The sequence below is a fragment of the Mesorhizobium sp. genome, assembly GCF_004962925.1.
Classification (GTDB): Bacteria; Pseudomonadota; Alphaproteobacteria; order Rhizobiales; family Rhizobiaceae; genus Mesorhizobium.
Map to the genome: position 1 here is coordinate 7,822 of NZ_SUEO01000019.1, position 21,239 is coordinate 29,060.

The 21,239-nt window shown below is 61.1% G+C and carries 23 protein-coding genes and 1 pseudogene; 8 read left to right on the forward strand and 16 right to left on the reverse strand.

Annotation, left to right across the window (positions count from 1 at the left end):
- Nucleotides 1-742, reverse strand: a 742-nt coding sequence (gene mnmA / locus E5W87_RS06785; protein WP_292395204.1) for a tRNA 2-thiouridine(34) synthase MnmA, incomplete at its 3' end; no start/stop codon positions are given.
- A 37-nt stretch (nucleotides 743-779) separates the two neighbouring features.
- Between mnmA and E5W87_RS06790 the strand changes: the two genes are divergently transcribed.
- The 3 genes and pseudogenes from E5W87_RS06790 to E5W87_RS36020 all read left to right on the forward strand — a co-directional run bounded on the left by E5W87_RS06790 (nucleotide 780) and on the right by E5W87_RS36020 (nucleotide 1,685).
- Nucleotides 780-929: a hypothetical protein gene (locus E5W87_RS06790; RefSeq protein WP_292395205.1), complete on the forward strand. Its 150-nt coding sequence runs from the start codon at nucleotides 780-782 to the stop codon at nucleotides 927-929.
- Nucleotides 930-1,014: 85 nt separating this feature from the next.
- Nucleotides 1,015-1,290, forward strand: coding sequence for a DUF1153 domain-containing protein (locus tag E5W87_RS06795; RefSeq protein WP_006203587.1), 276 nt, complete (start codon nucleotides 1,015-1,017; stop codon nucleotides 1,288-1,290).
- A gap of 101 nt (nucleotides 1,291-1,391) precedes the next feature.
- A pseudogene (locus E5W87_RS36020) lies at nucleotides 1,392-1,685 on the forward strand (winged helix-turn-helix transcriptional regulator).
- A 67-nt stretch (nucleotides 1,686-1,752) separates the two neighbouring features.
- Here E5W87_RS36020 and E5W87_RS06805 read toward each other — a convergent pair.
- Nucleotides 1,753-2,130: a flagellar export protein FliJ gene (locus tag E5W87_RS06805; protein ID WP_292395206.1), complete on the reverse strand. Its 378-nt coding sequence runs from the start codon at nucleotides 2,128-2,130 to the stop codon at nucleotides 1,753-1,755.
- Between the two features lie 452 nt (nucleotides 2,131-2,582).
- On the opposite strand from E5W87_RS06805, the gene ctrA reads away from it, so the two are divergent.
- A complete protein-coding gene (gene ctrA, locus E5W87_RS06810) occupies nucleotides 2,583-3,278 on the forward strand; it encodes a response regulator transcription factor CtrA (protein ID WP_006203583.1) in 696 nt (231 codons plus the stop codon).
- A 120-nt stretch (nucleotides 3,279-3,398) separates the two neighbouring features.
- Here the strand turns inward: ctrA and E5W87_RS06815 are convergent, their stop codons facing one another.
- Together E5W87_RS06815 and chpT are read right to left on the reverse strand one after the other, a co-directional pair.
- Entirely contained in the window at nucleotides 3,399-3,767 is a 369-nt protein-coding gene (locus E5W87_RS06815) for a response regulator (RefSeq protein WP_292395207.1), read from the reverse strand.
- Between the two features lie 246 nt (nucleotides 3,768-4,013).
- Nucleotides 4,014-4,643 carry a histidine phosphotransferase ChpT gene (gene chpT / locus E5W87_RS06820; protein ID WP_127316798.1) on the reverse strand — a complete coding sequence of 210 codons (630 nt, stop codon included), beginning with the start codon at nucleotides 4,641-4,643 and terminating at the stop codon, nucleotides 4,014-4,016.
- 356 nt (nucleotides 4,644-4,999) lie between these two features.
- Between chpT and E5W87_RS06825 the strand changes: the two genes are divergently transcribed.
- Both E5W87_RS06825 and E5W87_RS06830 read left to right on the forward strand, forming a co-directional pair.
- Nucleotides 5,000-5,581 carry a DUF1134 domain-containing protein gene (locus E5W87_RS06825; RefSeq protein WP_292395208.1) on the forward strand — a complete coding sequence of 194 codons (582 nt, stop codon included), beginning with the start codon at nucleotides 5,000-5,002 and terminating at the stop codon, nucleotides 5,579-5,581.
- Nucleotides 5,582-5,729: 148 nt separating this feature from the next.
- Complete coding sequence (locus E5W87_RS06830; RefSeq protein ID WP_292395209.1) at nucleotides 5,730-6,890, forward strand: hypothetical protein; 1,161 nt, start codon at nucleotides 5,730-5,732, stop codon at nucleotides 6,888-6,890.
- Between the two features lie 29 nt (nucleotides 6,891-6,919).
- On the opposite strand, the gene E5W87_RS06835 is transcribed toward E5W87_RS06830, so the two are convergent.
- The 6 genes from E5W87_RS06835 to E5W87_RS06860 all read right to left on the reverse strand — a co-directional run bounded on the left by E5W87_RS06835 (nucleotide 6,920) and on the right by E5W87_RS06860 (nucleotide 11,643).
- Nucleotides 6,920-7,723, reverse strand: coding sequence for an RNA methyltransferase (locus E5W87_RS06835; protein ID WP_292395210.1), 804 nt, complete (start codon nucleotides 7,721-7,723; stop codon nucleotides 6,920-6,922).
- 57 nt (nucleotides 7,724-7,780) lie between these two features.
- Entirely contained in the window at nucleotides 7,781-8,119 is a 339-nt protein-coding gene (locus tag E5W87_RS06840) for a helix-turn-helix transcriptional regulator (RefSeq protein WP_123149342.1), read from the reverse strand.
- 156 nt (nucleotides 8,120-8,275) lie between these two features.
- Nucleotides 8,276-9,055, reverse strand: a complete 780-nt coding sequence (locus E5W87_RS06845) for a HugZ family protein (RefSeq protein WP_292395211.1) — start codon at nucleotides 9,053-9,055, stop codon at nucleotides 8,276-8,278.
- Between the two features lie 39 nt (nucleotides 9,056-9,094).
- On the reverse strand, nucleotides 9,095-10,267 hold the full coding sequence (locus tag E5W87_RS06850; protein ID WP_292395212.1) for a CaiB/BaiF CoA-transferase family protein: 1,173 nt from the start codon (nucleotides 10,265-10,267) through the stop codon (nucleotides 9,095-9,097).
- A gap of 7 nt (nucleotides 10,268-10,274) precedes the next feature.
- The gene (locus tag E5W87_RS06855; RefSeq protein ID WP_292395213.1) at nucleotides 10,275-11,036 is read right to left on the reverse strand and encodes a 3-hydroxyacyl-CoA dehydrogenase; all 762 of its coding nucleotides are present in this window, start codon (nucleotides 11,034-11,036) and stop codon (nucleotides 10,275-10,277) included.
- Between the two features lie 70 nt (nucleotides 11,037-11,106).
- Complete coding sequence (locus E5W87_RS06860) at nucleotides 11,107-11,643, reverse strand: GNAT family N-acetyltransferase (RefSeq protein WP_292395214.1); 537 nt, start codon at nucleotides 11,641-11,643, stop codon at nucleotides 11,107-11,109.
- Nucleotides 11,644-11,926: 283 nt separating this feature from the next.
- Between E5W87_RS06860 and E5W87_RS06865 the strand changes: the two genes are divergently transcribed.
- On the forward strand, nucleotides 11,927-12,916 hold the full coding sequence (locus E5W87_RS06865; RefSeq protein WP_292395215.1) for a glutathione S-transferase family protein: 990 nt from the start codon (nucleotides 11,927-11,929) through the stop codon (nucleotides 12,914-12,916).
- Between the two features lie 265 nt (nucleotides 12,917-13,181).
- On the opposite strand, the gene E5W87_RS06870 is transcribed toward E5W87_RS06865, so the two are convergent.
- Together E5W87_RS06870 and E5W87_RS06875 are read right to left on the reverse strand one after the other, a co-directional pair.
- A complete protein-coding gene (locus E5W87_RS06870; protein ID WP_292395218.1) occupies nucleotides 13,182-13,874 on the reverse strand; it encodes a substrate-binding domain-containing protein in 693 nt (230 codons plus the stop codon).
- Between the two features lie 78 nt (nucleotides 13,875-13,952).
- Nucleotides 13,953-14,453, reverse strand: a complete 501-nt coding sequence (locus E5W87_RS06875; protein WP_292395220.1) for an NUDIX domain-containing protein — start codon at nucleotides 14,451-14,453, stop codon at nucleotides 13,953-13,955.
- Nucleotides 14,454-14,506: 53 nt separating this feature from the next.
- On the opposite strand from E5W87_RS06875, the gene E5W87_RS06880 reads away from it, so the two are divergent.
- A complete protein-coding gene (locus E5W87_RS06880; protein WP_292395264.1) occupies nucleotides 14,507-15,421 on the forward strand; it encodes a metallophosphoesterase in 915 nt (304 codons plus the stop codon).
- A 212-nt stretch (nucleotides 15,422-15,633) separates the two neighbouring features.
- Here the strand turns inward: E5W87_RS06880 and E5W87_RS06885 are convergent, their stop codons facing one another.
- From E5W87_RS06885 to leuA, 4 genes are all read right to left on the reverse strand, one after another.
- Nucleotides 15,634-16,257, reverse strand: coding sequence for a hypothetical protein (locus tag E5W87_RS06885; protein ID WP_292395222.1), 624 nt, complete (start codon nucleotides 16,255-16,257; stop codon nucleotides 15,634-15,636).
- Nucleotides 16,258-16,389: 132 nt separating this feature from the next.
- Nucleotides 16,390-17,193 (reverse strand): alpha/beta fold hydrolase, encoded by an 804-nt coding sequence (locus E5W87_RS06890; RefSeq protein WP_292395224.1) that lies wholly within the window; start codon nucleotides 17,191-17,193, stop codon nucleotides 16,390-16,392.
- A gap of 99 nt (nucleotides 17,194-17,292) precedes the next feature.
- Nucleotides 17,293-19,071: a hypothetical protein gene (locus tag E5W87_RS06895; RefSeq protein ID WP_292395226.1), complete on the reverse strand. Its 1,779-nt coding sequence runs from the start codon at nucleotides 19,069-19,071 to the stop codon at nucleotides 17,293-17,295.
- Between the two features lie 193 nt (nucleotides 19,072-19,264).
- On the reverse strand, nucleotides 19,265-20,941 hold the full coding sequence (gene leuA, locus E5W87_RS06900; RefSeq protein WP_292395266.1) for a 2-isopropylmalate synthase: 1,677 nt from the start codon (nucleotides 20,939-20,941) through the stop codon (nucleotides 19,265-19,267).
- Nucleotides 20,942-21,239: the final 298 nt, after the last annotated feature.

Here is a 21,239-nt window from a genome sequence, read left to right on the forward strand (position 1 = left end):
GCAAAATGCCTTCATGGCGACCGAGCACGCGGCCGTCGATATGGACGATATCACCCGGATTGGCGGCAGTCGGCTTCAGCTTGGCGATGATGTCTGAATATTTGCCCTGCGGCACGAAGCAGATGTCCTGGCTGTCCTGCTTGGCGGCGACCGTCAGCCCCATTTCCTCGGCGATGGCGCGAACCTGCGGCTTCGACAGGCCGCCGAGCGGAAAGCGCAGATAATCGATCTGCGCCTGCGTGGTGGCGAACAGGAAATAGCTCTGGTCGCGGTCCGCGTCGACCGGCCGGTAGAGTGCGCGATGGGCGCCATTGGCGCCGGAGCGAATGTAATGGCCGGTGGCCAGAGCGTCGGCGCCAAGCTCCTTGGCGGTCGCCAAAAGGTCGGCGAACTTCACCGTCTGGTTGCAGGAAACGCAAGGGATCGGCGTTTCGCCGGCCACATAGCTCTCGGCGAAGGGGTCGATCACCGCCTTGCGGAAGCGCTCCTCGTAATTGAGCACATAATGCGGAATGCCGAGCGTCTCGGAGACGCGACGGGCATCGTCGATGTCCTGGCCGGCGCAGCACGAGCCGGCCCGGTGCGTTGCCGCGCCATGGTCGTAGAGCTGCAGCGTGACGCCGACGACATCATAGCCTTCATGCTTCAAAAGACCGGCAACGACCGACGAGTCGACACCGCCCGACATGGCGACAACGATGCGGGTGTTTTCGGGACGTCCGGGAAGGTCGAGGCTGTTCATAGTTCTTTCGTTCTGCATGGCGCCTGGATGACGGCGCTTGAATGCCAATGGCCGGAATATAGGTCAAGCTTTCCAGGTGCGCCAGCTTCGCGCACTGGCCGATTTTTTTGAACGGATTCGGCGCTTGCCGGCAGATATCTCAAATGCCGACGAAAAGACTAACGCGGCGTTCATGATCCTTACCTAGCTATTAGGGTTCGCTTAGGCAATTTTTAAAGCTGTGGCGGTAATGTGGTGGGGATTGGGTCTTTGAGTTTTTAGTAGAGAGTACGATGACCGATCTTGTTAGACCGCGAGTCAAATATGTTATCGGGCCTGACGGCAGCCCTCTTACGATTGCCGATCTGCCGCCGACGAACACACGCCGCTGGGTTATCCGGCGCAAGGCGGAAGTGGTGGCAGCTGTACGCGGCGGGCTTTTGAGCCTCGAAGAGGCGTGCCAGCGCTACAAGCTGACCACCGAGGAATTCCTGTCCTGGCAGGCGTCGATCGACGAGTATGGCCTTGCTGGGCTGCGCACGACGCGCATCCAGCAATATCGGCATTAAGGCTGTTTGAAGAAGGGCGCGGCAATCCGCGCCCTTTCTATTATTTGCCGAACGATTTCTCCGGTTTTAGATCGCCAGCACCACCCTTGCCGGTCTATCTGGTGGTCTGCGCGCTGCGTCGAGGCCGGCTGCGCAACGGCGAACTGGCGCAAGCTCGAAGGCATTTCTCCGAACATGTTGACGCACACGCTGCGCGGGCTTGAACGCGATGGCCTGGTGCGGCGCGAGATCTTTCCGGTTATCCCGCCGCGGGTCGAATACGAATTGACCGAGCTCGGCTAGAACCTGGCGGGGCTGCTCAATCAGATCAGGTCCTGGTCAGAGCAGCATGCCTCCGACATCAAGGATGCCCGGCGCGGGCGGTCGCGGAACATGAAGGGGATCCGGTGGCGTAAGCCTGATGACGGCCCGACCAATGAGCGGGGACGTTCCAGAGTTGATTGGTCCTTAAAAGCCTTGTTTTCAGCCGATCATGGCGCTGCGGCCGCCGGTCTCGGCGTCACGGATCTTGGTGTCGCGCGATTCGAGCATTTCCGCTTTGGAAAGCTCCGCTTCGGCTTCGCCGAGCAGTGATTCGGCAACGCTTCGTTGCTGGGCGAGGTCGCTTTGCGAATTTCTGAGGTTGTCGCGGCGCAGGCGCGCTGCCTTGGCGAAGGTCGGATAGGCAAAATGGTTGATGTCGGTGATGCCGGCTTTCTTTTCTTCGGCATTGATCTGCAGCTCCAGTTCGACAGCCATGCGCTCGAATTCGGCGATCATCATGTCGAGTTGCAGCAGTTGCCGCCGCTTCTCGTTCACCTGAAATTGCTTCAGCCGAACGAGGTTTTCACGTGACTTCATGATTCGGTACTCCTGGAAACGCACACCTGCACATATCGTCCAATCCACCTGGCAAACCTCAGGCTTCACCCGTTTCCACCGACTTTACCGGAACTATGGGAAACAAATTCCTAAAGTTTTTTGCCGGCGGTAACCATTCGTTTACGGGCATTGTTAATCATACGGCTCAGGACTTAAGGCCGGGTAAAAATTCCGGCATCTCGATGCGGAAGCGCTGCCGACGAGTCTCTGGAGTCACTTAGTCTGGCTTATTAATGTTTTGCATTAGCGGTTTGGTTCTGTGATTCACTATTAGATTCAACAAGGTGTAGAAAGGGGTTAAAAAATCTGGTACCGTCAACGGCACGGAATTAGGTTTTGTTAACCATTCGATGGCAGCCTCTGCTCAGGCAATCACTGCTCCGGTCCTGGACGGGTCGTGAAATGGTCCGGCGGCAGAAAAGGGGAATGAAATGCGTGTTCTGCTGATAGAAGATGACAGTGCGACCGCACAAAGCATCGAGCTGATGCTGAAATCGGAAAGTTTCAATGTCTATACGACCGACCTTGGCGAAGAAGGTGTCGATCTAGGCAAGCTATACGACTATGACATCATCCTTCTCGATCTCAATCTTCCCGATATGTCGGGGTATGAGGTCTTGAGAACACTTCGCCTTTCCAAAGTGAAGACGCCCATCCTTATCCTCTCCGGCATGGCCGGCATCGAGGACAAGGTACGTGGCCTCGGCTTCGGCGCAGACGACTACATGACCAAGCCGTTCCACAAGGACGAACTGGTCGCCCGCATCCACGCTATCGTGCGGCGCTCCAAGGGCCATGCCCAGTCGGTCATCACCACCGGCGACCTGGTGGTCAATCTCGATGCCAAGACCGTTGAGGTCGGTGGCCAGCGCGTCCATCTGACCGGCAAGGAATATCAGATGCTGGAGCTGCTCTCGCTGCGCAAGGGCACCACGCTCACCAAGGAAATGTTCCTCAACCACCTTTACGGCGGCATGGACGAACCGGAGCTGAAGATCATCGACGTCTTCATCTGCAAGCTGCGCAAGAAGCTTGACGCCGCTTCAGGCGGCCAGAATTACATCGAGACGGTTTGGGGTCGCGGCTATGTGCTGCGCGAGCCGGAAGATATCCGCGTCAGCGCCTGAGCCGACAACGCCGATCCGATCGATTTTCCGACAAAAATCCGGCTTCGGCCGGGTTTTGCGTTCATGTCGCAGGTATTGGAGCGCCGATTTCCCGGGATCGTGCGCGAGGGGTTCGGCGAATCAGGCTGCAACGCTCAACGTGCGGAAGCACTCGAGAAGTTGCGGCCGATTGAACGGCTTCAACAGATAGCCTTGAGCGCCGGCGCGCTTTGCCCGCATGATCGAAGCGACGTCGACCTCAACCAGCGAAATCAGGATCTGGGGCTGAACCGGGCTTTCCATGGCGCGCAGGCGGCGGATGACGTCCACCGCCTGCATGTCCGGCAAGGCGCCGTCGATGACGATGATGTCCGGCATGTCGGCAGTGCACATCTCGACCGCATCAAATCCGCTGGCGGCTTCGATGACCAGCATGTCGGACCCGCCCAGGATTCGCCTTGCAACCTTCCTGATGACGCTCGAATCGTCGACGAACATGCAGCGTTTCATTTCCGGGCCCTCTTTGCCATGCGGCAATCCGGCAGCGTCGCGGTACTGAAAGGCACCGTAGGTCAATCCGGTAAAGAAGCCGAAAAGCCATTAGGTAAAATTTTTGCAAGAACGGCTTATACAGAAAGTTCTGGATCGATGCTTCAAGCCGATCTAGGTGCGAAGACTCATTTCATTCGGCTGTGCTGATGTAATAAATATTGTCTAGAAAATACTTATCTGTTCTTTTCGATCAGCTTAGTAGCTTCAGGCAGCCGATAGCACGATTTCTTCCGCGGTCGCGTGGATCGATATCGTCATATTGGCCTCGCGCGCCAGAAGCAGCGTGTAATAGGGCTGCACCGAATGCGCGTCGATCGGCTCCTCAGGCTTGTTGCCGGAATGGAGTTCCAGGAATTTGGGCGGCACGCGCAGCATCGGACCGCTCGCGGCGAGTGCAAAGCGTGGTTCGGTGTCGAGGTTTTCAAGCGTGACCGTAAGCTTGCCACCACGCGGAATGGCGGCGTTGGCGACGAGAATAAGGTTGAGCAGCAGCTTGACCTTGTTCTTGGGCAGCAGCGCACGGGTCCCGTTCCAGACCAGTTCCGGCTTCTCGTTCTTCAGGAAGGCGATCGCAACCGCCTCGGCGTCCCCCGTGTCGATCATCATGCCGGCAGAACCGGCTGCGCCGAAGGCGATGCGGGCGAATTGCAGGCGGGCCGAAGCGTTTCTGGCGCTTTGGCGAATCAATTTCATGGCGTCTTCGTCGGCGCCGCCTTCATCGAGCAGCTCGAGCCCATTGTTTATCGCGCCGACCGGCGAAATGATGTCGTGGCAGACCCGGCTGCACAAAAGCGCTGCAAGATCGGGTGCGGAAAGGGTGAAAAGCTCGGCCATCGGCGAAAGTCCCTGCAAAATTTCACTAAAAATGGCTGGGCGATCGATGATCACGCCTGCCCACACGAATCACGCTCTCTCCCAAGGCCTACTGAATACACAGCGCCTGAGCGTGCAGCAACAAATCCGGAATTGTCGTTATCGAAAATGGTGTGTTCACGCAGGGTGCGGATACTGCGCGGGCGACGCGAAACCGGCTCGACACCAGCCTTCTAACCGCCATCTTCATGTGAAAGCTTAATGGTTGAAAAAGGATTACGGCATAGTTTGCCCATAACAGTCATCCTTAACGGCCGCCAAAGAGCCGTACGGATGCGAGGCGTCGGCGAAGGTGCTCCCTGACGGAGATTGGAAGCATGTTTTCCCGATACTACGACCGGAGCTTTTTCCGTGTCTTCTCAATGGCGATCGCTCTCATGGGCCTTGTCGTCTTTTCAACCTCGGCTTCGCGGGCCCAGGAATATACCTCTCAGGAGATCGTCGATTCCGGTCATAAATTCTTCGGCGCGACGTCGGGCGGGCTCGCTACCGTCGTCGAGAAGATTTTCGCCTCCTACGGCCTGCCCAATGGCTATTTGCTTGGCGAAGAGGGCTCGGGAGCGCTGATCGGTGGCCTGACCTATGGCGAAGGCACCCTCTACACCAAGAATGCCGGCGATCACAAAGTGTTCTGGCAGGGTCCCTCGCTTGGCTGGGACTTTGGCGGCGAGGGCTCGCGGGTAATGATGCTGGTCTATAATCTCGACGATGTGAACAGCCTCTACAATCGTTTCGGCGGCGTTGCCGGCTCTGCCTATATCGTGGCTGGCGTGGGCTTCAACGTGATGAAGAACAACAATGTGCTGCTGGTTCCGATCCGTACCGGCGTCGGCGCTCGGCTTGGCGTCAACCTCGGCTATCTCAAGCTTACCCAGCGCGCCACCTGGAATCCGTTCTGAGCAAGCGGTTGCCTCGTCATCTCGATTGGTTCCAGGGTTGACGATCTGAACATTGCTGCGGCAGACCCTTGCCGCAGCACTGGAATTCCGTCATGCGAACGTGGCACAGTCCATAACGGTTGTTTGCCGTCCATAACGGATAGTCACCTTGGTTCAGTCGGTCCTGTTCTTTGTCCTCGGCTTTCTCTGCGCCGGTTTTCTGGCGCTGATAATTGCCCCGGCCATCTGGCGGCGGGCCGTGATGCTGACGCGCAAGCGCGTCGAGGGCTCGATGCCGCTGACGCTGGCCGAGATCCAGGCGGAGAAGGATCGCATCCGCGCCGAGTTCGCCATGTCGACCCGCCGGCTCGAGATGAGCGTCAAATCGCTGCGCGAGAAATCGGCCGAACAGCTTGTCGAGATCGGCCGCGGCCGCGAGGCACTGAAGGAACTGGCGGTCGAGCGAAAGGACAAGAAACAGGCCCTTTCCGAACTCGAGGCCAAGGGCAAAGAATTTCGGCAGCGCGAAGACCAGTTGCAGCTTTTGTCGGATCGGCTCGCTCAAGCCGAGCATGCCCTGGAAAAGCGTGTGCTCGAGCTGAAAAAGCTGGAGCACATGTATGACGACGCCAGCTTTTCTTCCAGCAGCCGCCAGATCGAACTTGTGGCGCGCGAATCCGAACTGCAAAAGCTGGCCGACGACATTTCGGTGTTGCGCGGCCAACGCAAGGAGGCGGACAGGCGGCAACAGGAGATCGCGGCCGAGAGCAAGGCCGTGCGAGACGCGCTGAAGGTCGAGAAGAAAAGGACCGGCGAACTGGTCAAGAAGGTCGAGCGCCTGCTCGCCACGCTTGCCGATCGCGAGGACAAGCTTGAGCGCCGCGAAAAGGAAATCGCGCGGCTTCGCGAAAAGTCGAAAGGCGAAAGCGTGGAAAACGCGTCGGCGATGCGGCTCGTCGGAGTGCAAGGCAGTCAGGCCGATGCGGCCGTCAAGGGCGACGACGACATCGAAAAAGCCATCGCCAAGCTCGACAGCGACCGGGAGCGGTTGGAGGCGAGGCTGACGGAATTGGCCCGCGAGAACAAGAAACTGAAAACGGATCTTGCCGCCTTCGAGGCGTCCAAATCGGAAGGCGGCAGCGATGCGCGCCGCGCCAGCGCTGCGTTGCGCGAGCAGATGAGCGACCTGGCGGCGCAGGTCGTCGCCCTGACGGCGAAGCTCGACGGGCCGGATTCGCCGATCGCAAAGGTTCTTGCGCAATCAGGAAGCGGCGAACGCAGCCTTGCCGATCGCGTGCGGGCGCTGCAGAAGGCCGAATCGGCGCATTGAACCCAGTCAGCGATGCTGACCTCTGCGGCTCACGTCCTGCCTGCCGAAAAATGATGCAAGGCGATGGCTGACGCGGCGGCGACGTTCAGGCTGTCGAAGCCTGCTGCCATATCGATCCGCACCGTCTGCAGGCGGGCGAGCAGGCACTCGGGCAGGCCTTCGCCTTCGGTGCCGAGATAGAGCGCCAGCCGTTCAGTCCTTTTCGCATTACGAATCTCGGTTCGCCCGCGCGGCGACAAAGCGAACTGGCCGAAGCCCAGCCGGTCGAGCGTTGCGGTGAAGCCGACGGTCTCGGTGAAGCAGGCGAAGGGAACTTTCAGCACGGCACCGACCGAGACGCGGATCGCCTTGCGGTACAGCGGATCGCAGCAGGTCGTATCCAGAAACACCGCATCGGCGCCGAAAGCGGCGGCATTGCGAAAGATAGAGCCCATATTGTCATGGTTGGCGATGCCGACCAGCACGATGATCAACGCGCGGGCGGGCAGGGTGTCCAGCAAGGCCTCCGCAGGCTGCGCCGCACCCTTGCGGCCGATCGCCAATACGCCGCGATGCATGTGAAAGCCGGCAATCCTGTCCATGACCTCGCTGGTCGCCACATAGATCGGAAGGTCCGCGGGCGCCCGGCGCAGGGTTGCATCGAGGCCGGCCAGCCGGTTTTCGAGTATGAGCACCGATTCGGCCGTGAAGCGTTCGGCTGCGAGCAGCATTTCGAGCACCACCTTGCCTTCGGCAACGAAACGGCCTTGCCGGCCGGCAAGGTCGCGCTCGCGGATGTCGAGATAGGCGGCGACGCACGGGTCTTGCGGATCGTCGATACGAATGGGGCGCATGCTTGCCTCGGCGGACGAAAAAAGGTCAGCGAGGGAAGGAGAACTTGGGCCGGCCGGTCAAGTCCCGGAGCGACGCAGGCGGTACGCCATCTGCGACAGCTCACCCTCGCCGAAAATCCCGTCCAGCGTGTTGAGAAGTTCGCGCACGGCATCGGATTTACAGGAATAGTAGATCATCTGCCGGTCGCGCCGGGTCTCGACGAGATCGAGCGCCCGCAGTTTGGCCAGATGCTGTGACAAGGCGGATTGGCTGAGCAGAACCTTCTCGGCGATAGCGCCGACCGACATTTCACCGTCGGCCAGATAGTTCATGATCAACAGTCGTTTCTCGTTGCCCATCAGCGTCAGAAACGCAGCCGCTGATTCGGCGTTGGCGATTAGCTTTTTCGAGACCATTGATCCCCCATACCTTCCTGCTCATCCGGCGCTATGGGGGCAATAGCGTCTGATTCCATAGACTCACTCGCGAATGTGCGCTGACGATTCAACGCTACCGGGAAAGGGTAGAACATTTCACTCAAACCTCAAGACTTGCTTTCAACCCCGACGCGATTAACTGTCGGACTGTGTTTCGTCTGCCACTCGGCCAGTCTTTGCCATGTCGACCAGAACATGCCTGAGCTCACGCGCAGTCCTCAGTGGCTCGGGGAAGAAGACCCGGCAGACATCGTCGCCCAATGCCAAGTCCATGCCGTCGGCGTCGAAGCCGGTGATGACCCAGCCGTCGCCTGCGGCCTTGGCAAAATGGCGCGCGTAGACGGCAATTGCATCGCGGTGGTCGGCGTTCATGTGGTCGAGGGCGGATTGTTCGCCAGCGGCAAGCTCTTCGACGATCGGCGCCGTCGTGATCAGATCGGTGCGCTTGAGCAAGTAGGCCTTGCCAAAGCCGCCGTTAAGACTGGCACGCTCCGGCTCGAGACGGAAGATCGAGAAGTCGCCAAGTCCGGCATAGAGCTTCGCCTTGGGGTTACGGTTGAGATAACGCCGTTCGGCGCGTGCGTGCTCGCCGGATCCGCGCTCAAGCCGTGCCGCCCGACAGACAAGCGTCAACCGCGGGTGCGCCAGCGGGTCGCCCTTGCCGGGTTCGCCGACAAGCAGGGAACAGCGCGGGTCTGCAAGGATCGCGCCGGTGTGGGCGGACAGCATCGATACGAGGATCAGCGGCGTGCCGTCGATATCGGTGGCGACACCGACCCTGCTGGCCAGCGGTGAACCGGTCCCGGGCTCGATCACCGCCAGCGCGCCGAAACGGGCACTGCGGATCAGCGTCTTCGCCAGCCTGATGGCTTCGGCGTCGGTCTCGCGAATCACGTCCTTCTTTCGGTCGCCCAAAATGCACACCGTCTTAAGCTGATTTTTAATCTCCAGTTATCAACCTATCACACCTGATTTGACAAGGGCCTCAGTCTCGCTTGCCGAAAGGCCGAAGTGTGCCAGCACGGTCGCCGCCTGACGATCGTGATCGACCGGCACGGCGGCAAGCGTCGGCCGAGAGCACGAAAAGCGCGGCGCTGGGGCGGGGCGCTCAAACGCACCCGACGTCACAAAGGCGTTGCGAGCGCGATTGTGCGGATGATCCCTGGCTTCCCGCAGCGACAGAACCGGCGCAACGCAAGCATCGGTCGCAGCAAAGAGACGGTCCCAGTCGTCCCGTGTCTTCTGCCCGACCCGATCGACAATGGCGGCGCGCATCTCTGGCCACAAGGTCCTGTCGTATTGGCTGCGTACATAACGCTCGTCGAGCGGCAGCAGTCTTGCGAATTCGGCGAAGAACCTGGGTTCAAGACAGCCGACGGCGACGTGCCGTGCGTCCGCCGTCTCATAGGTGTCGTAGAAGGGGGCGCCGGAATCGAGCAGGTTCGCGCCGCGCGTGTCACTCCACAGGCCCGCCGCCATCAAGGCGTGCACAGGCGTCGTCAGCATCGAAGCGCCCTCGGTCATCGCGGCGTCGATCACCTGGCCCTTGCCGGAGCGCGAACGCTCAAACAGCGCGGCCAGCGCGCCGGCAATCAGCATCATGGCGCCGCCGCCATAGTCGGCGACGAGGTTGAGCGGTGGGACTGGCCGGCTTCCTTCCTGGCCGATAGCGTGCAGCACACCCGAATAGGCGAGATAGGTGATGTCGTGGCCGGCACGACCCGATAGCGGTCCGTCCTGGCCGAACCCCGTCATGCGGCCGTAGATCAGCGCCGGGTTGCGCGCCAGTGCGGCATCCGGCCCGAGACCAAGCCGCTCCATGACATCAGGACGAAACCCTTCGATCAGCATGTCGGCCTTTTCGGCAAGGCGCAGCACCAGTTCGACACCTTCCTGACGCTTCAGGTCAATCCGCAGGATGGAGCGGCCGTGGCGGTCGATGTCGTACTCATCCGGTAGTTGCAGAAATGGTTGCGTCGACCCAGCCCGCTCGATGCGCAACACCTCCGCTCCCATCTCCGACAGCATCAGGCCGGCCAGCGGCACCGGTCCAATCCCGGCCATCTCGATCACCGTCAGACCGGCGAGCGGGCCGGTCTTCGCCAGCGAGGAGACTTCGGCACTCATGGTCGGGCTACTTCGGCGCCATGCGGATGGCGCCATCGAGGCGGATGGTCTCGCCGTTGAGCATCTGGTTTTCGACGATGTGCAGCACAAGGGCTGCATATTCGGAAGGCTCGCCGAGACGGGACGGGAAGGGTACCGCGGCGCCCAGCGAATCTTGCACGTCTTGCGGCATGCCGGCCATCATCGGCGTCTTGAAGATGCCGGGCGCGATGGTGCAGACGCGAATGCCCGACCGGGCGAGGTCGCGCGCCACCGGTAGCGTCATGCCGACGACGCCGCCCTTGGAGGCTGAATAGGCCGCCTGGCCGATCTGACCGTCATAGGCGGCGACCGATGCGGTGTTGACGATGACACCGCGCTCGCCGCCCTCCAGCGGCTCAAGCTTCGCGGCCCGGTCGGCGACGAGGCGGATCATGTTGAAGGTGCCGATCAAGTTGACCTCGATCACCTTGCGGTACTGGTCGAGCGGGTGCGGACCGTCCTTGCCGATCGTCTTCATGCCGATGGCGATGCCGGCGCAATTGACCAGGATACGGGGTTCGCCGAGCCTTTTTGCCACTTCCGCCACGCAAGCAGCACCGCCTTCGGCGCTGCTCACGTCGCATTGGATGGCGATGCCGCCGATATCGGCCGCAACCTGCATCGCACGGTCGATGCCGAGGTCGAGGATGGCAACGCCGGCGCCCTTCGCGGCCAGCGCACGCGCCGTCGCCTCGCCGAGGCCGGAGCCACCGCCGGTGACGATCGCAATCTGGCCGTTCGGATTCATGCCGGCGTCCTCCATCCTGCCGCGCACATGCTACGAAGCCCGACAGGACGGCGCAACAGCATCCGGATGGTCACGCCATCGCGGCGACGTGCGCGGCAACCCTTGCCTGATCGGCGTGGCAAACCTCCCCTACCAGCCTTGCCACCGCGCCCGGCACGATCTCATGCGACAAAAGCCGGTCGAGATCGACCGGGCGCGGCATGGAGATTTGCCCGCGCGGGATTCTCTTGAAGCCGAGCGGGCCGTAATAGGGCTCGTCGCCGACAAGCATCACGGCAGGCATGCCGGCCTTGGCGGCGGCTTGCAGCGCGATTGCCACCAGCCGGCGGCCGATACCGAGATTCTTGAAGGCTGGCCGCACGGCAAGCGGCCCGAGCATCAGCGCGCGGCCGACGCCGGCCGCGATACGCGTCATGCGCACCGAGGCGACAACGATATCGCCATCGACAGCCACGAAGGACAGGGCGCGTTCATGCGGACCGCCCTCGCGGATCTTGTAGGCGCCCAGCACGAAACGGCCCGGCCCGAAGGCTTCGTCGTTGATGGCTTCGATCTCGAGGTCATGCGCCGGAGTTTCCGGCAGGTATTTCACGTCGGCAAGGCTCATGGTCTTTGCGTTCCGGTATACGGGGAAAGGTTTGCTGCAAACGGCAGCATTCGCCAGTCAGCGCTTCATCAAGCGCGGGCGCCCTTTCGTCGTCGGTCGAACCGGATCAAAGCAAAGTCAAACATGCGGATTGTCCGCTAGCACCAATCTTCAGCCACTGCAATCGGCCGTTTTCGGTTGCCACCCTCCTCGCTGCCCTGGCGATTGACGGACTGTTCAACGCCTGGCGATTTCCGCTTGGTCAGCTTGCGCCTACATCCTTACGGAGACGAAAGGATATCGCATGGGATTACTGGTCGACGGCATGTGGCATGATCGCGGGTACGACACCGCGGGCAGTGGCGGCAAGTTCGTGCGGGCACAGTCGCAATGGCGCGATTGGGTCACTCGCGATGGCGCACCGGCCGAAGGCCGCAACCGCGGCTTCAAGGCCGAGCCCGGTCGATACCATCTCTATGTCTCGCTTGCCTGTCCCTGGGCGCACCGGACGCTGATCTTTCGAGCGCTGAAGAGGCTCAAGGACGTGATTTCGGTCTCGGTCGTCCATCATTTCATGGGCGCCAATGGCTGGACGTTCCTGGCCGAGGACGGCGCCACCGGCGACACGCTCTACGGCCTCGATTTCCTGCATCAGATCTACACCAAGGCCGATCCCGCCTATTCCGGCCGCGTGACGGTGCCGGTTCTATGGGACAGGCGAGAACAGACAATCGTCTCCAATGAGTCCTCCGAGATCATCCGAATGCTCAATTCAGCCTTCGACGAATGGGGCGATACCAGCCTCGATTTCTATCCGAAAGCACTGCGCGGCGAGATCGACGCGGTCAATGCGCTGGTCTATCCCTCAGTCAACAACGGCGTCTACCGCGCCGGCTTCGCCACCACGCAGGCGGCCTATGAGGAAGCGTTTGGCGAACTGTTCTCGGTGCTCGATCAACTCGAGGACCGTCTGTCTCGCCAGCGTTATCTCGTTGGTCACCGCATTACAGAGGCCGATTGGCGGCTGTTCACCACGCTGGTCCGCTTCGATCCGGTCTATGTCGGCCATTTCAAGTGCAACCTGCGCCGCATCGCCGACTATCCGAACCTGTCGAACTATCTGCGCGACCTCTATCAGGTGCCTGAAGTTGCAGGCACGGTGAGCCTGCGCCACATCAAGGCGCACTATTACGGCAGCCACGAAACGATCAACCCGACGCGTATCGTGCCGGTCGGACCAGAGCTGGACTACGCGGCGCCGCATAATCGGGTGCGGTTCAGGACGGCGGCGTGAGCGCAGCCGCTCGGCAGCAGGCTACCGGAAGGGCTCGGTGTCGAGTTGGATCGGTCTGGTGCGATTGGCCTTCAACGAGGTTTTGCCGAACAGATTCGAGAAGCCGGCGCAACACTTATCGGACGATGGCCGTGAGCCGATCGCTGCTTATCAAGCACGCTCTTAGAGCGGTTCAGCTTTTGATAGAATCGCCGAACCGCTCTAACTATTTGTTTTTACGCAATTCCGGACGGAAAACCGCTATGCACTTTTCCTGGAATTGCTCTTAGCGGCGCTCGACACCCTTTGACGCCAAGATGTCATCAACGGCAGTCGACATCAGAAATTCCGACAGCTGCTTGGCGGCTTCTGCGTCTCTTGAATCGGCGCTGATGCCGATGGCGAAGTCAACGTAACTTTGGAGTTCTGCCGGAAACCGACCAACAAGCATGACCTCGGGAGCGGCGGCGAGAATCGAAGTCACGGGAACGACCCCCAACTCGGCTTCCCCACGGCCTACGGCCAGCGCTGTCTGCCCTCCTGATACGGCCACCAGCTTGGGCTTCACCTCATCCGCTATTCCCAAGCGTTCCAGCAAACCGGTGAAGTAGCCACCACTGGTTCCTTCACCGGCGTAAGCGATTGATCTGGCGCGCCTCAATGCATGTTCGAATGCTTCCACGGACCCAATGTTGAGCGGTCGACTGCCTGCCTTGGCTGCCACTCCCATTGCTATCCGGCCAAACGCTACCTGGCTCCCCGCCTTGACCTTTCCCAAGGCGGTCAGATCCTGAACCAGGTTCGGATTGATGATGACGAGGTCGAAAGGCTCTCCAGCTTCAATATGCTTCTTTACTGTCGGATTGAGCTCCCACTTGACCGCAACTGTGAATCCGGTGGCCGTTTCGAACGGGGATATGAGAGCAAGGACGGCGGGTCGGACCGCAATAGCGCCAAAAAGCCGGATCTCCTGAGTCATGGCCTAACCCCGAAATCGGTCGAAACGACCTTCCTCACAATACGTAGCTAGCCTGCAAGATAAACCGCCCTTCAGAAATCACCAGTAAGGCGACGCCGCCGCGTCGCCAAAAATCTCGGCAATCCGCCGCAACGTGGCCGGCGTCGTTCCTTCCGGCAGGCGATCGAGCGGAAAGAAACCGGCTGCGGCGATCTCGCGGTCCGGCAGCTTCGGCGCCGTCTGATTGAATTGCTCGACCAAGTAGAGGCCGACATGGTCGCGGCGGCTGGCCCGCCTGTTGAAATGCATCGATTTCAGCACCGGCGGCGCGGTCAATGCTATGTTGCCCTCCTCGGAGAGCTCGCGCACCAGCGCCTCGATCATCGTCTCACCCAGTTCGACGCCACCACCGGGAAGCTGCCAGCCCGGTACATAGGTGTGGCGAATGAGGAAGACGGAATTGGACGTGCGGTCATGGATCAAGCCGCGCACGCCGAGCGTCATCGGTCGCCGCAGCACGAAATACAGATGAAACAGCCTTGCCCTGAGACCTGGCCAGCTGGTCTGGCGGAAGGCCTCCTCCGGTTCGGGGCGCGTCATCACCCACGAAACCGTGGGTGGAAAGCAGCGCGCGCGTCGCTTATGAAGAGAGGATGTTCAGGCTCGCGCATATTTCCGATATCCATCTGGGACCGCTTCCCGGTGTAACCTATCGCGATCTCGCCTCCAAGCGGGTGGTCGGTTACGTCAACTGGCAGCGCAACCGCCGCCGCCACATGCGCGATGCCGTGATCGACACGATCGTCGCCGATATCAAGGCGAGCGCACCGGATCACCTGGCTGTCACCGGCGATCTGGTCAATCTGGCGCTCGATGGCGAGATCGAGATGGGCAAGCACTGGCTGGAGACGCTGGGTTCGCCCGATGATGTGTCCGTCGTTCCGGGAAATCACGACGCCTATGTGCCTGGCGCCTTCGACAAGGCCTGCCGGTCGTGGACGGCATGGATGACCGGCGACGGCGTTAATACGCCGGTCGACCGAGACGCCTTTCCCTATCTGCGCGTGCGTGGCAATGTCGCGCTGATCGGTGTGACGACGGCGCGGGCCACGGCTCCGTTCATGGCCAACGGCTTTTTTCTGGAAGACCAGGCGGAAAGGCTGCGCGAAGTGCTCGATGCCACGGCCAAGCGCGGACTGTTCCGGGTGATCATGATCCACCATCCGCCAGTGCGCGGCGCCGTTTCGCAGCCCAAGCGGCTGTTCGGCATCGCCCGCTTCCACAAGATCGTTCAGCGGTATGGGGCCGAGCTTGTGCTGCACGGCCATTCGCACGAGCCGACGCTGTTCTTCATCGGTGGGCGCGGCGCCAAAATTCCAGTGGTCGGCGTCGCCGCTGCCGGGCAGGCGCCAGGCGGCAGGCACCCAGCGGCGCAATATAATCTGTTGGAGATCGATGGCGAAAAGGACAACTGGCGGATCAAGCTGACGCGACGTGGCCTGACCGGGCCGGCCATCCCGCCTTCCGATCTGGAGGTTCTGGAACTTGGCGCGGACGCTATGGCTTAATGCATGTCCCGCAAAAGTGCGCAGCGGTTTTGCGATGACGACATGCATAAACAACAATCTAAAGCGCGTCGCATGGGGCCGGTCGAATGCGATGCGCTTTAGAGTCCGTTCCATCCCGATGAAATCGGGATGGGGCTCTATCTCAGTGTTTGACCATGATCTTTTCCGAAAACCGGATTCCAATTTTCGCTATGCGGGCCTTCGGTTCAGGATCATGGCGTGACGCTCAGTCCCATCGCAACGAGGCGGTCCCAGAACAACACGATCGATACAGCCAGCCCGACCAGGGCGCCGGCGGCGATCAGGCCGAGACCGGAGAGGAAGGCCGACCAACCCTTGCCGCGCGGGACGGATCGGAGTGGCGGCTCGGCTTCCGGGACCAAGGCACGTTTCAGGCCGGCAACAGCTTGCTCGACCCCGCCTTCCATCATTCTTTGGCGTTCGACGACGCGCTCCGCGACGTAGCGCGTCACCTGGTCGGCAACCGGTTTCATCTCGGTCGATTCGGCGAGCACCACGCGGCCGATGCGCGTATCCCTAAGGAAGCGATAGGTGCGGCGGTCGCGTCCCATGGCGACATGGCTGACGGCGTCAATCCATAGGCGCGGCTGCAGCCCGGACGAGACGGCGAAGTCGAAATTGTCCATGTCGGAGGGCACGTCGGCAAAGATGGGCGCGAGTTCGGCGGCAAGCAAATCGAGCCGCATGCGATGCGCCTCGCGCATGTCGACCACGACGTCGTCGCGGTCGGCGAAGGCGTTTTTCACGTCGCGGATGGCATCGGACAGTTTTCGCGACTGATCGATCTGTGTGATGTTCTCGCCTGCGTCCTTCATCGGCGTTGCCTCGCGGGTTTGGTTAACATCGAATTAACACAGCCGTTGGCAAAATGCACTTGCGAGATCGATAGCCTTTAACCGGCTTGCCGGACAAAATCAGGCTCGAAGCCGCGCTTTGGCAGGAGCGGATCAGTTCGCCGCGGCGGCGGATTTCGGACGAAGCGGCCTGCTGCGGCGTTTCATATTGCGGCGGACGATCTCGGCGATCAGGCCGGGCGCTTCCTCGATCAGCATATGGCCGGCCTCCAACACATGGTGCAGGTGGAAATGCGTCGGCAGATCATCGGCCTGGGTGAAGGGCAGCACCGCGTCATCTATCCCCCAAACCACCATCACCGGCATATCAAGCGTTTCGAGCCGTTCGCGCGGGATGACGCCCTGCCGATCGCCCCTGGTCATGGCTGCCGCGATCTCGACAAGTTTCTGCAACTGGCCGCGACGGGCACGCATTTCGCCAAGGACATCCACGATGCGCTCCGAGGGCAGGCTTTGCGGTCCGGACATGGCGGCGAGGCAGGCGCGGATTTCACGCTTCCCGGCAGCGGCGGCATAACGGCGCAACAGCGGCCCATTGATCTCAGCCCCAAAACCGCCCGGCGCCAGAAGCGTCAGCGACGCTATCCTTTCGGGTTCGGCCAATGCCATCAGCACTGCCGCCGCTCCGCCCATCGAATGGCCGACGAGATGCACCCTCTTAATTCTGCGTGCGGCGAGGTCCGCAAGAACGGCCCGAGCGGCCGCCTTGGCCGGACCGCCACCCGGGAAATCGAGGGATAGCCCATGGCCCGGAAGATCGTAGGCCAGCGTCCGTGAACCAAACGCCAGTGTCGAAATCACCTCGTGCCAGTCGCCGTGGCAGCCGCCGAAGCCATGCAGGAAGGCAATTGTCCTCGGGCCGGCGCCCCGTTCTGCAGCGTAAAGGGATGAAATCATGAAAATTTATGGTTTTTATGCGAATTGCGAATTGTGGCTGGATTGCGCCTTGTCCAAGACGATGGCCAGTAAAATTTTCGCGATCAGCCGTGCTATTTTCTAGCTGGCATTGCCTAGTCCGGCGGCACGCAAGGCCTCGACCAGCCGGTCGGTCAGGTCGGCGGGGTACCTCCTCTCGACAAAGGTCGCGCGCGGATCGGCAACGAATTTCGGAAATTTGACAGTCATCTGGTCCAGGAGTTCGTGCGCCAGTTGACCGCGGCCGGCTGCCTTCGCGCCGATCAGCCGCGCAGCCAGATAGTGCGATTTCGTCGGCGTCGCTTGTAACGCCTCGCTGGCAAGCGCGGCCTTGTTCATATCGCCCGTCATGAACTGGCCGACGAAAAGCCCGTAGTCCCACCAGGTCGGATGGGCGCTGGAGGTTTCGGCGGCGTGAGCAAGGATCGGTGTTCCCTCCCTGTACCTGCCGGCGAAAATCAGCCCATAGGCGTAAGCTGCCGCCATGCTGAGATCGTAAGGGTTGAGTTCGTAGGCCTTACGCATCCAGCGGATCGATTCCTCCGAATTGCCGAGGCGGGAATTGAGATAGCCATAGGCACGGTGCGCATAAGGGCTGGTCGGCCCCATCTGCACGGCGCGACGGGCAAGCGATAGCGCCTGTTCGATCGTTGCGCCGGCTGGATAGGCGTAGTGATCTGTCGCCGTCTCGAGATGCAGGGCCGCAAGTTCCGAATAGACGAGCGACGATTTCGCATCCCGATTGACCAGGTTTTCGAGACAGCGATAGGCAGCCTCATGGGTTTTGGCGCTCTGGTCGAGATAGTACTTGTCGTTGAGCAGCAGACATTCCGTCAGGCCGGTCTGAAGACCGCTCTGCTCGATATAGTTGTAGATCGTGCCCGAGGCGGGAACGGCCGAACTCAAAATGCCGGCGACACTGTCCTCGACGGTAGTGGGTGTGCTGTCGGCGGCGGTCAAATTGCGTGACAGCAGGACCCGTCCGGTCGCCACGCTTTGAAGCTCCAGGGTGACATCGCCTGCCGTTGGTCCCGGCAAGACATCGAATACGAAGCTGATTGCATCGGTGACCGGATCGGGAGGGCCGTCGGCGTCCCGACCGATGAAGTTGACCGTATCGAAGCCGCTGAGGCCGGCGCGCAGCGATGCCGCGACGCGGGCAGCCTCGGCGCTGTCGGCTTTCACCGCAATGTAGACGAGCGGAAGGGTTTCAATCGGAGCCCATGGCGCAATACTGCCGGTTGCCACTGCGTTTTCGATCGTCGACGCGGTGTCGCTTCCCGCCAGCAATGCGCCGCTTCCCTGGCGAAGGATCAGTACGCCCAGCATGGCGATGACGAGAGCGATCGCCAACCAGAAGAACTGGAGATGGCGCAGCAGCGAGGGTGCCGGCTCGCGAACGACAGGCGACATCAACGATGCGGCACGAGCGGCCACGCCGGATTCTTCGAGCGATCCCGACAAAGTGGCCGCCGCCTCGGTGTGTTCCTCCGGCACCGGCTCGACCGGCAGGCGGATCGCGTTGAGTTCATAGGATGGAACATAGCCGCCACGCGGAATAGCGATGCGGATCGGCTCGGCAACACCCTCATTGGCGAAGTAATGTTGCAGAAGCTCGCGCAGCCTGCCCGCCTGCACCCGCACAACGGCGTCGGTCGACGGATCGAAATCTCCGTCCTTGCCGAAAACATCCATCGCGATGGAAAAGCCCTTGAGCTTGTCGGCTTCGCCTGCCTGCTCGCGCTCGACCAGATAGCGAAGCAGTTTACGCGCTCGCTCGGATCGTCCGAACGTTTCGCTGGCTAGCAATCGCTCCAACGTCTCGCGCACTGCGGGGGCGGCAGGCGTGGCATGCTGCAAGTGTCGATCCTTTCGAAGTCGGCACAGGTTAAGACGCAATCATATAGAGCCTGCACTGCCATACAAGCATGCATCCATTATGCGATCGCGTACCCCACCGGATAATTCGCCGGTGGTTAATGGTGCGAAAGGCCGGAGCAAGATGATACCATCTGGGTTCATCTTGCTCCAGCTGTTAGCTTTCGACGCTTGTCTAGTCGACCTTTCGGCCGATGATACGGTTGGCGGCGGAAACCACGGCTTCCAGCGAAGCGGCCACGATGTTGGTGTTGATGCCGGCGCCGAACAGCTTGCCGCCGGGGTGCTCCATCTCGACGTAGGAAATGGCCGAGGCATTCGAGCCGCGCTGCATGGAGTGCTCCGAATAGTCGAGCACCGACATCGGCACGCCGACATGGCGCGACAGCGCGTCGACGAAGCCGTCGATCGGGCCGGTTCCGGAGCCTGATATCGTCACCTCCTTGCCGCTGTCGAGGATGACCGCCTCCACCGCACGCCGGCCCTTGGTCTCGATGTCCGGATAGGTGTGGTGGTCGAGGAACTTCAGCCGCGCGCCGGGCTGGTCGACATAGGTGTCGAGAAAGCGCTCGTAGATGCGCTTGACCGGCACCTCCTTGCCTTCGGCGTCGGTGATCGCCTGGATCGCCTGGCTGAACTCGATCTGCAGGTTGCGCGGCAGGTTGAGGCCGTAGTCCGCCTGCAGCACATAGGCGATGCCGCCCTTGCCGGACTGCGAGTTGATGCGGATGATCGCCTCGTAGTTGCGCCCGACATCGGCCGGGTCGATCGGCAGGTAGGGCACTTCCCAGTATGGCGTGTTGGCCTTGCGCAACGCCTTCATGCCCTTGTTGATGGCATCCTGGTGCGAGCCGGAAAACGCCGTGTAGACGAGCTCGCCGACATAGGGATGGCGCTCGGGGATCTTCAACTGATTCGAATATTCGTAGACGTCCTTCATCCGGTTGATGTCGGAGCAGTCGAGCTTGGGATCGACGCCTTGCGTGTACATGTTGAGCGCCAGGGTGACGATGTCGACATTGCCGGTGCGCTCGCCATTGCCGAACAGCGTGCCTTCGACGCGATCCGCGCCCGCCATCAGACCGAGTTCGGTGGTGGCGATGCCGGTGCCGCGGTCGTTGTGCGGATGCAGCGAAATGAGCAGGTTCTCGCGGTTGTCGAGGTTGCGGCACATCCATTCGATGCGATCGGCATAGATGTTGGGTGTCGACATCTCGACCGTGGACGGCAGGTTGATGATCAGCTTGTTTTCCGCCGTCGGCTTCACGATCTCGGTGACGGCGTTGCAGATTTCCAGCGCCACTTCGAGCTCGGTGCCGGTAAAGCTCTCCGGCGAATATTCGAAACGATAGAAGCCGCCGGCCTTCGCCGCCATGTCGGTGATCATCTTGGCTGCGTCGGTGGCGATCCGCCTGATGCCGGCGATGTCCTTCTCGAAGACGACGCGGCGCTGCAATTCGCTGGTCGAATTGTAGAAATGCACGATCGGGTTGGTGGCGCCCTGCAGCGCCTCGAAGGTGCGGGTGATCAGTTCCGGCCGGCACTGTACCAGCACCTGCAGCGAGACATCGGCTGATACGTTGCCCTCTTCGATGCACCAGCGGGCGAAATCGAAATCGGTCTGCGAGGCCGATGGGAAGCCGATCTCGATCTCCTTGAAGCCCATGTCGAGGAGCAGGGCGAACATGCGCGCCTTGCGCTCGTGGCCCATCGGGTCGATCAGCGCCTGATTGCCGTCGCGCAGGTCGACCGAGCACCAGATCGGCGCCTTGTCGATGACCTTCGACGGCCAAATGCGGTCGGTGAGACCGACGGTCGGGTAAGGTTGGTATTTCCTGGCTGCCTCCGGCATGCCCCGGGCTGCCTCGGGCATGCCCCGGGCTACCTTTGGCTCTCCGCTGTCTGCGTGGATTTCTTCTCGTGCGTTCATTGTCGTCTCTCCCGGCGGCTCGCGGGATCCGCCTTCAGACGGATTTGGTGCCGAGCGGCGCCTTATCAAATGTTCATTCGCTTGATGTGACTTGCCAATTTTGAGACTGGCCAAGGAGCGTGCGCGTGAGCGGCGGTTCGACCGCCGGGCGCTCCTTCAGCGAACCCGGCGATCGCCGATAAGGCCGAGAAGCAGCAGGGTGGAAGCAAGCGCGCGCACA

What these genes read in the sequence shown, in the direction of transcription:
- E5W87_RS06795 (WP_006203587.1), top strand. Translation starts at nt 1,015, where the DNA reads ATGACCGATCTTGTTAGACCGCGAGTCAAATATGTTATCGGGCCTGAC.
- E5W87_RS06805 (WP_292395206.1), bottom strand. Translation starts at nt 2,130, where the DNA reads ATGAAGTCACGTGAAAACCTCGTTCGGCTGAAGCAATTTCAGGTGAAC.
- ctrA (WP_006203583.1), top strand. Translation starts at nt 2,583, where the DNA reads ATGCGTGTTCTGCTGATAGAAGATGACAGTGCGACCGCACAAAGCATC.
- E5W87_RS06815 (WP_292395207.1), bottom strand. Translation starts at nt 3,767, where the DNA reads ATGAAACGCTGCATGTTCGTCGACGATTCGAGCGTCATCAGGAAGGTT.
- chpT (WP_127316798.1), bottom strand. Translation starts at nt 4,643, where the DNA reads ATGGCCGAGCTTTTCACCCTTTCCGCACCCGATCTTGCAGCGCTTTTG.
- E5W87_RS06825 (WP_292395208.1), top strand. Translation starts at nt 5,000, where the DNA reads ATGTTTTCCCGATACTACGACCGGAGCTTTTTCCGTGTCTTCTCAATG.
- E5W87_RS06835 (WP_292395210.1), bottom strand. Translation starts at nt 7,723, where the DNA reads ATGCGCCCCATTCGTATCGACGATCCGCAAGACCCGTGCGTCGCCGCC.
- E5W87_RS06840 (WP_123149342.1), bottom strand. Translation starts at nt 8,119, where the DNA reads ATGGTCTCGAAAAAGCTAATCGCCAACGCCGAATCAGCGGCTGCGTTT.
- E5W87_RS06850 (WP_292395212.1), bottom strand. Translation starts at nt 10,267, where the DNA reads ATGAGTGCCGAAGTCTCCTCGCTGGCGAAGACCGGCCCGCTCGCCGGT.
- E5W87_RS06855 (WP_292395213.1), bottom strand. Translation starts at nt 11,036, where the DNA reads ATGAATCCGAACGGCCAGATTGCGATCGTCACCGGCGGTGGCTCCGGC.
- E5W87_RS06860 (WP_292395214.1), bottom strand. Translation starts at nt 11,643, where the DNA reads ATGAGCCTTGCCGACGTGAAATACCTGCCGGAAACTCCGGCGCATGAC.
- E5W87_RS06865 (WP_292395215.1), top strand. Translation starts at nt 11,927, where the DNA reads ATGGGATTACTGGTCGACGGCATGTGGCATGATCGCGGGTACGACACC.
- E5W87_RS06870 (WP_292395218.1), bottom strand. Translation starts at nt 13,874, where the DNA reads ATGACTCAGGAGATCCGGCTTTTTGGCGCTATTGCGGTCCGACCCGCC.
- E5W87_RS06875 (WP_292395220.1), bottom strand. Translation starts at nt 14,453, where the DNA reads ATGACGCGCCCCGAACCGGAGGAGGCCTTCCGCCAGACCAGCTGGCCA.
- E5W87_RS06880 (WP_292395264.1), top strand. Translation starts at nt 14,507, where the DNA reads ATGTTCAGGCTCGCGCATATTTCCGATATCCATCTGGGACCGCTTCCC.
- E5W87_RS06885 (WP_292395222.1), bottom strand. Translation starts at nt 16,257, where the DNA reads ATGAAGGACGCAGGCGAGAACATCACACAGATCGATCAGTCGCGAAAA.
- E5W87_RS06890 (WP_292395224.1), bottom strand. Translation starts at nt 17,193, where the DNA reads ATGATTTCATCCCTTTACGCTGCAGAACGGGGCGCCGGCCCGAGGACA.
- leuA (WP_292395266.1), bottom strand. Translation starts at nt 20,941, where the DNA reads ATGCCGGAGGCAGCCAGGAAATACCAACCTTACCCGACCGTCGGTCTC.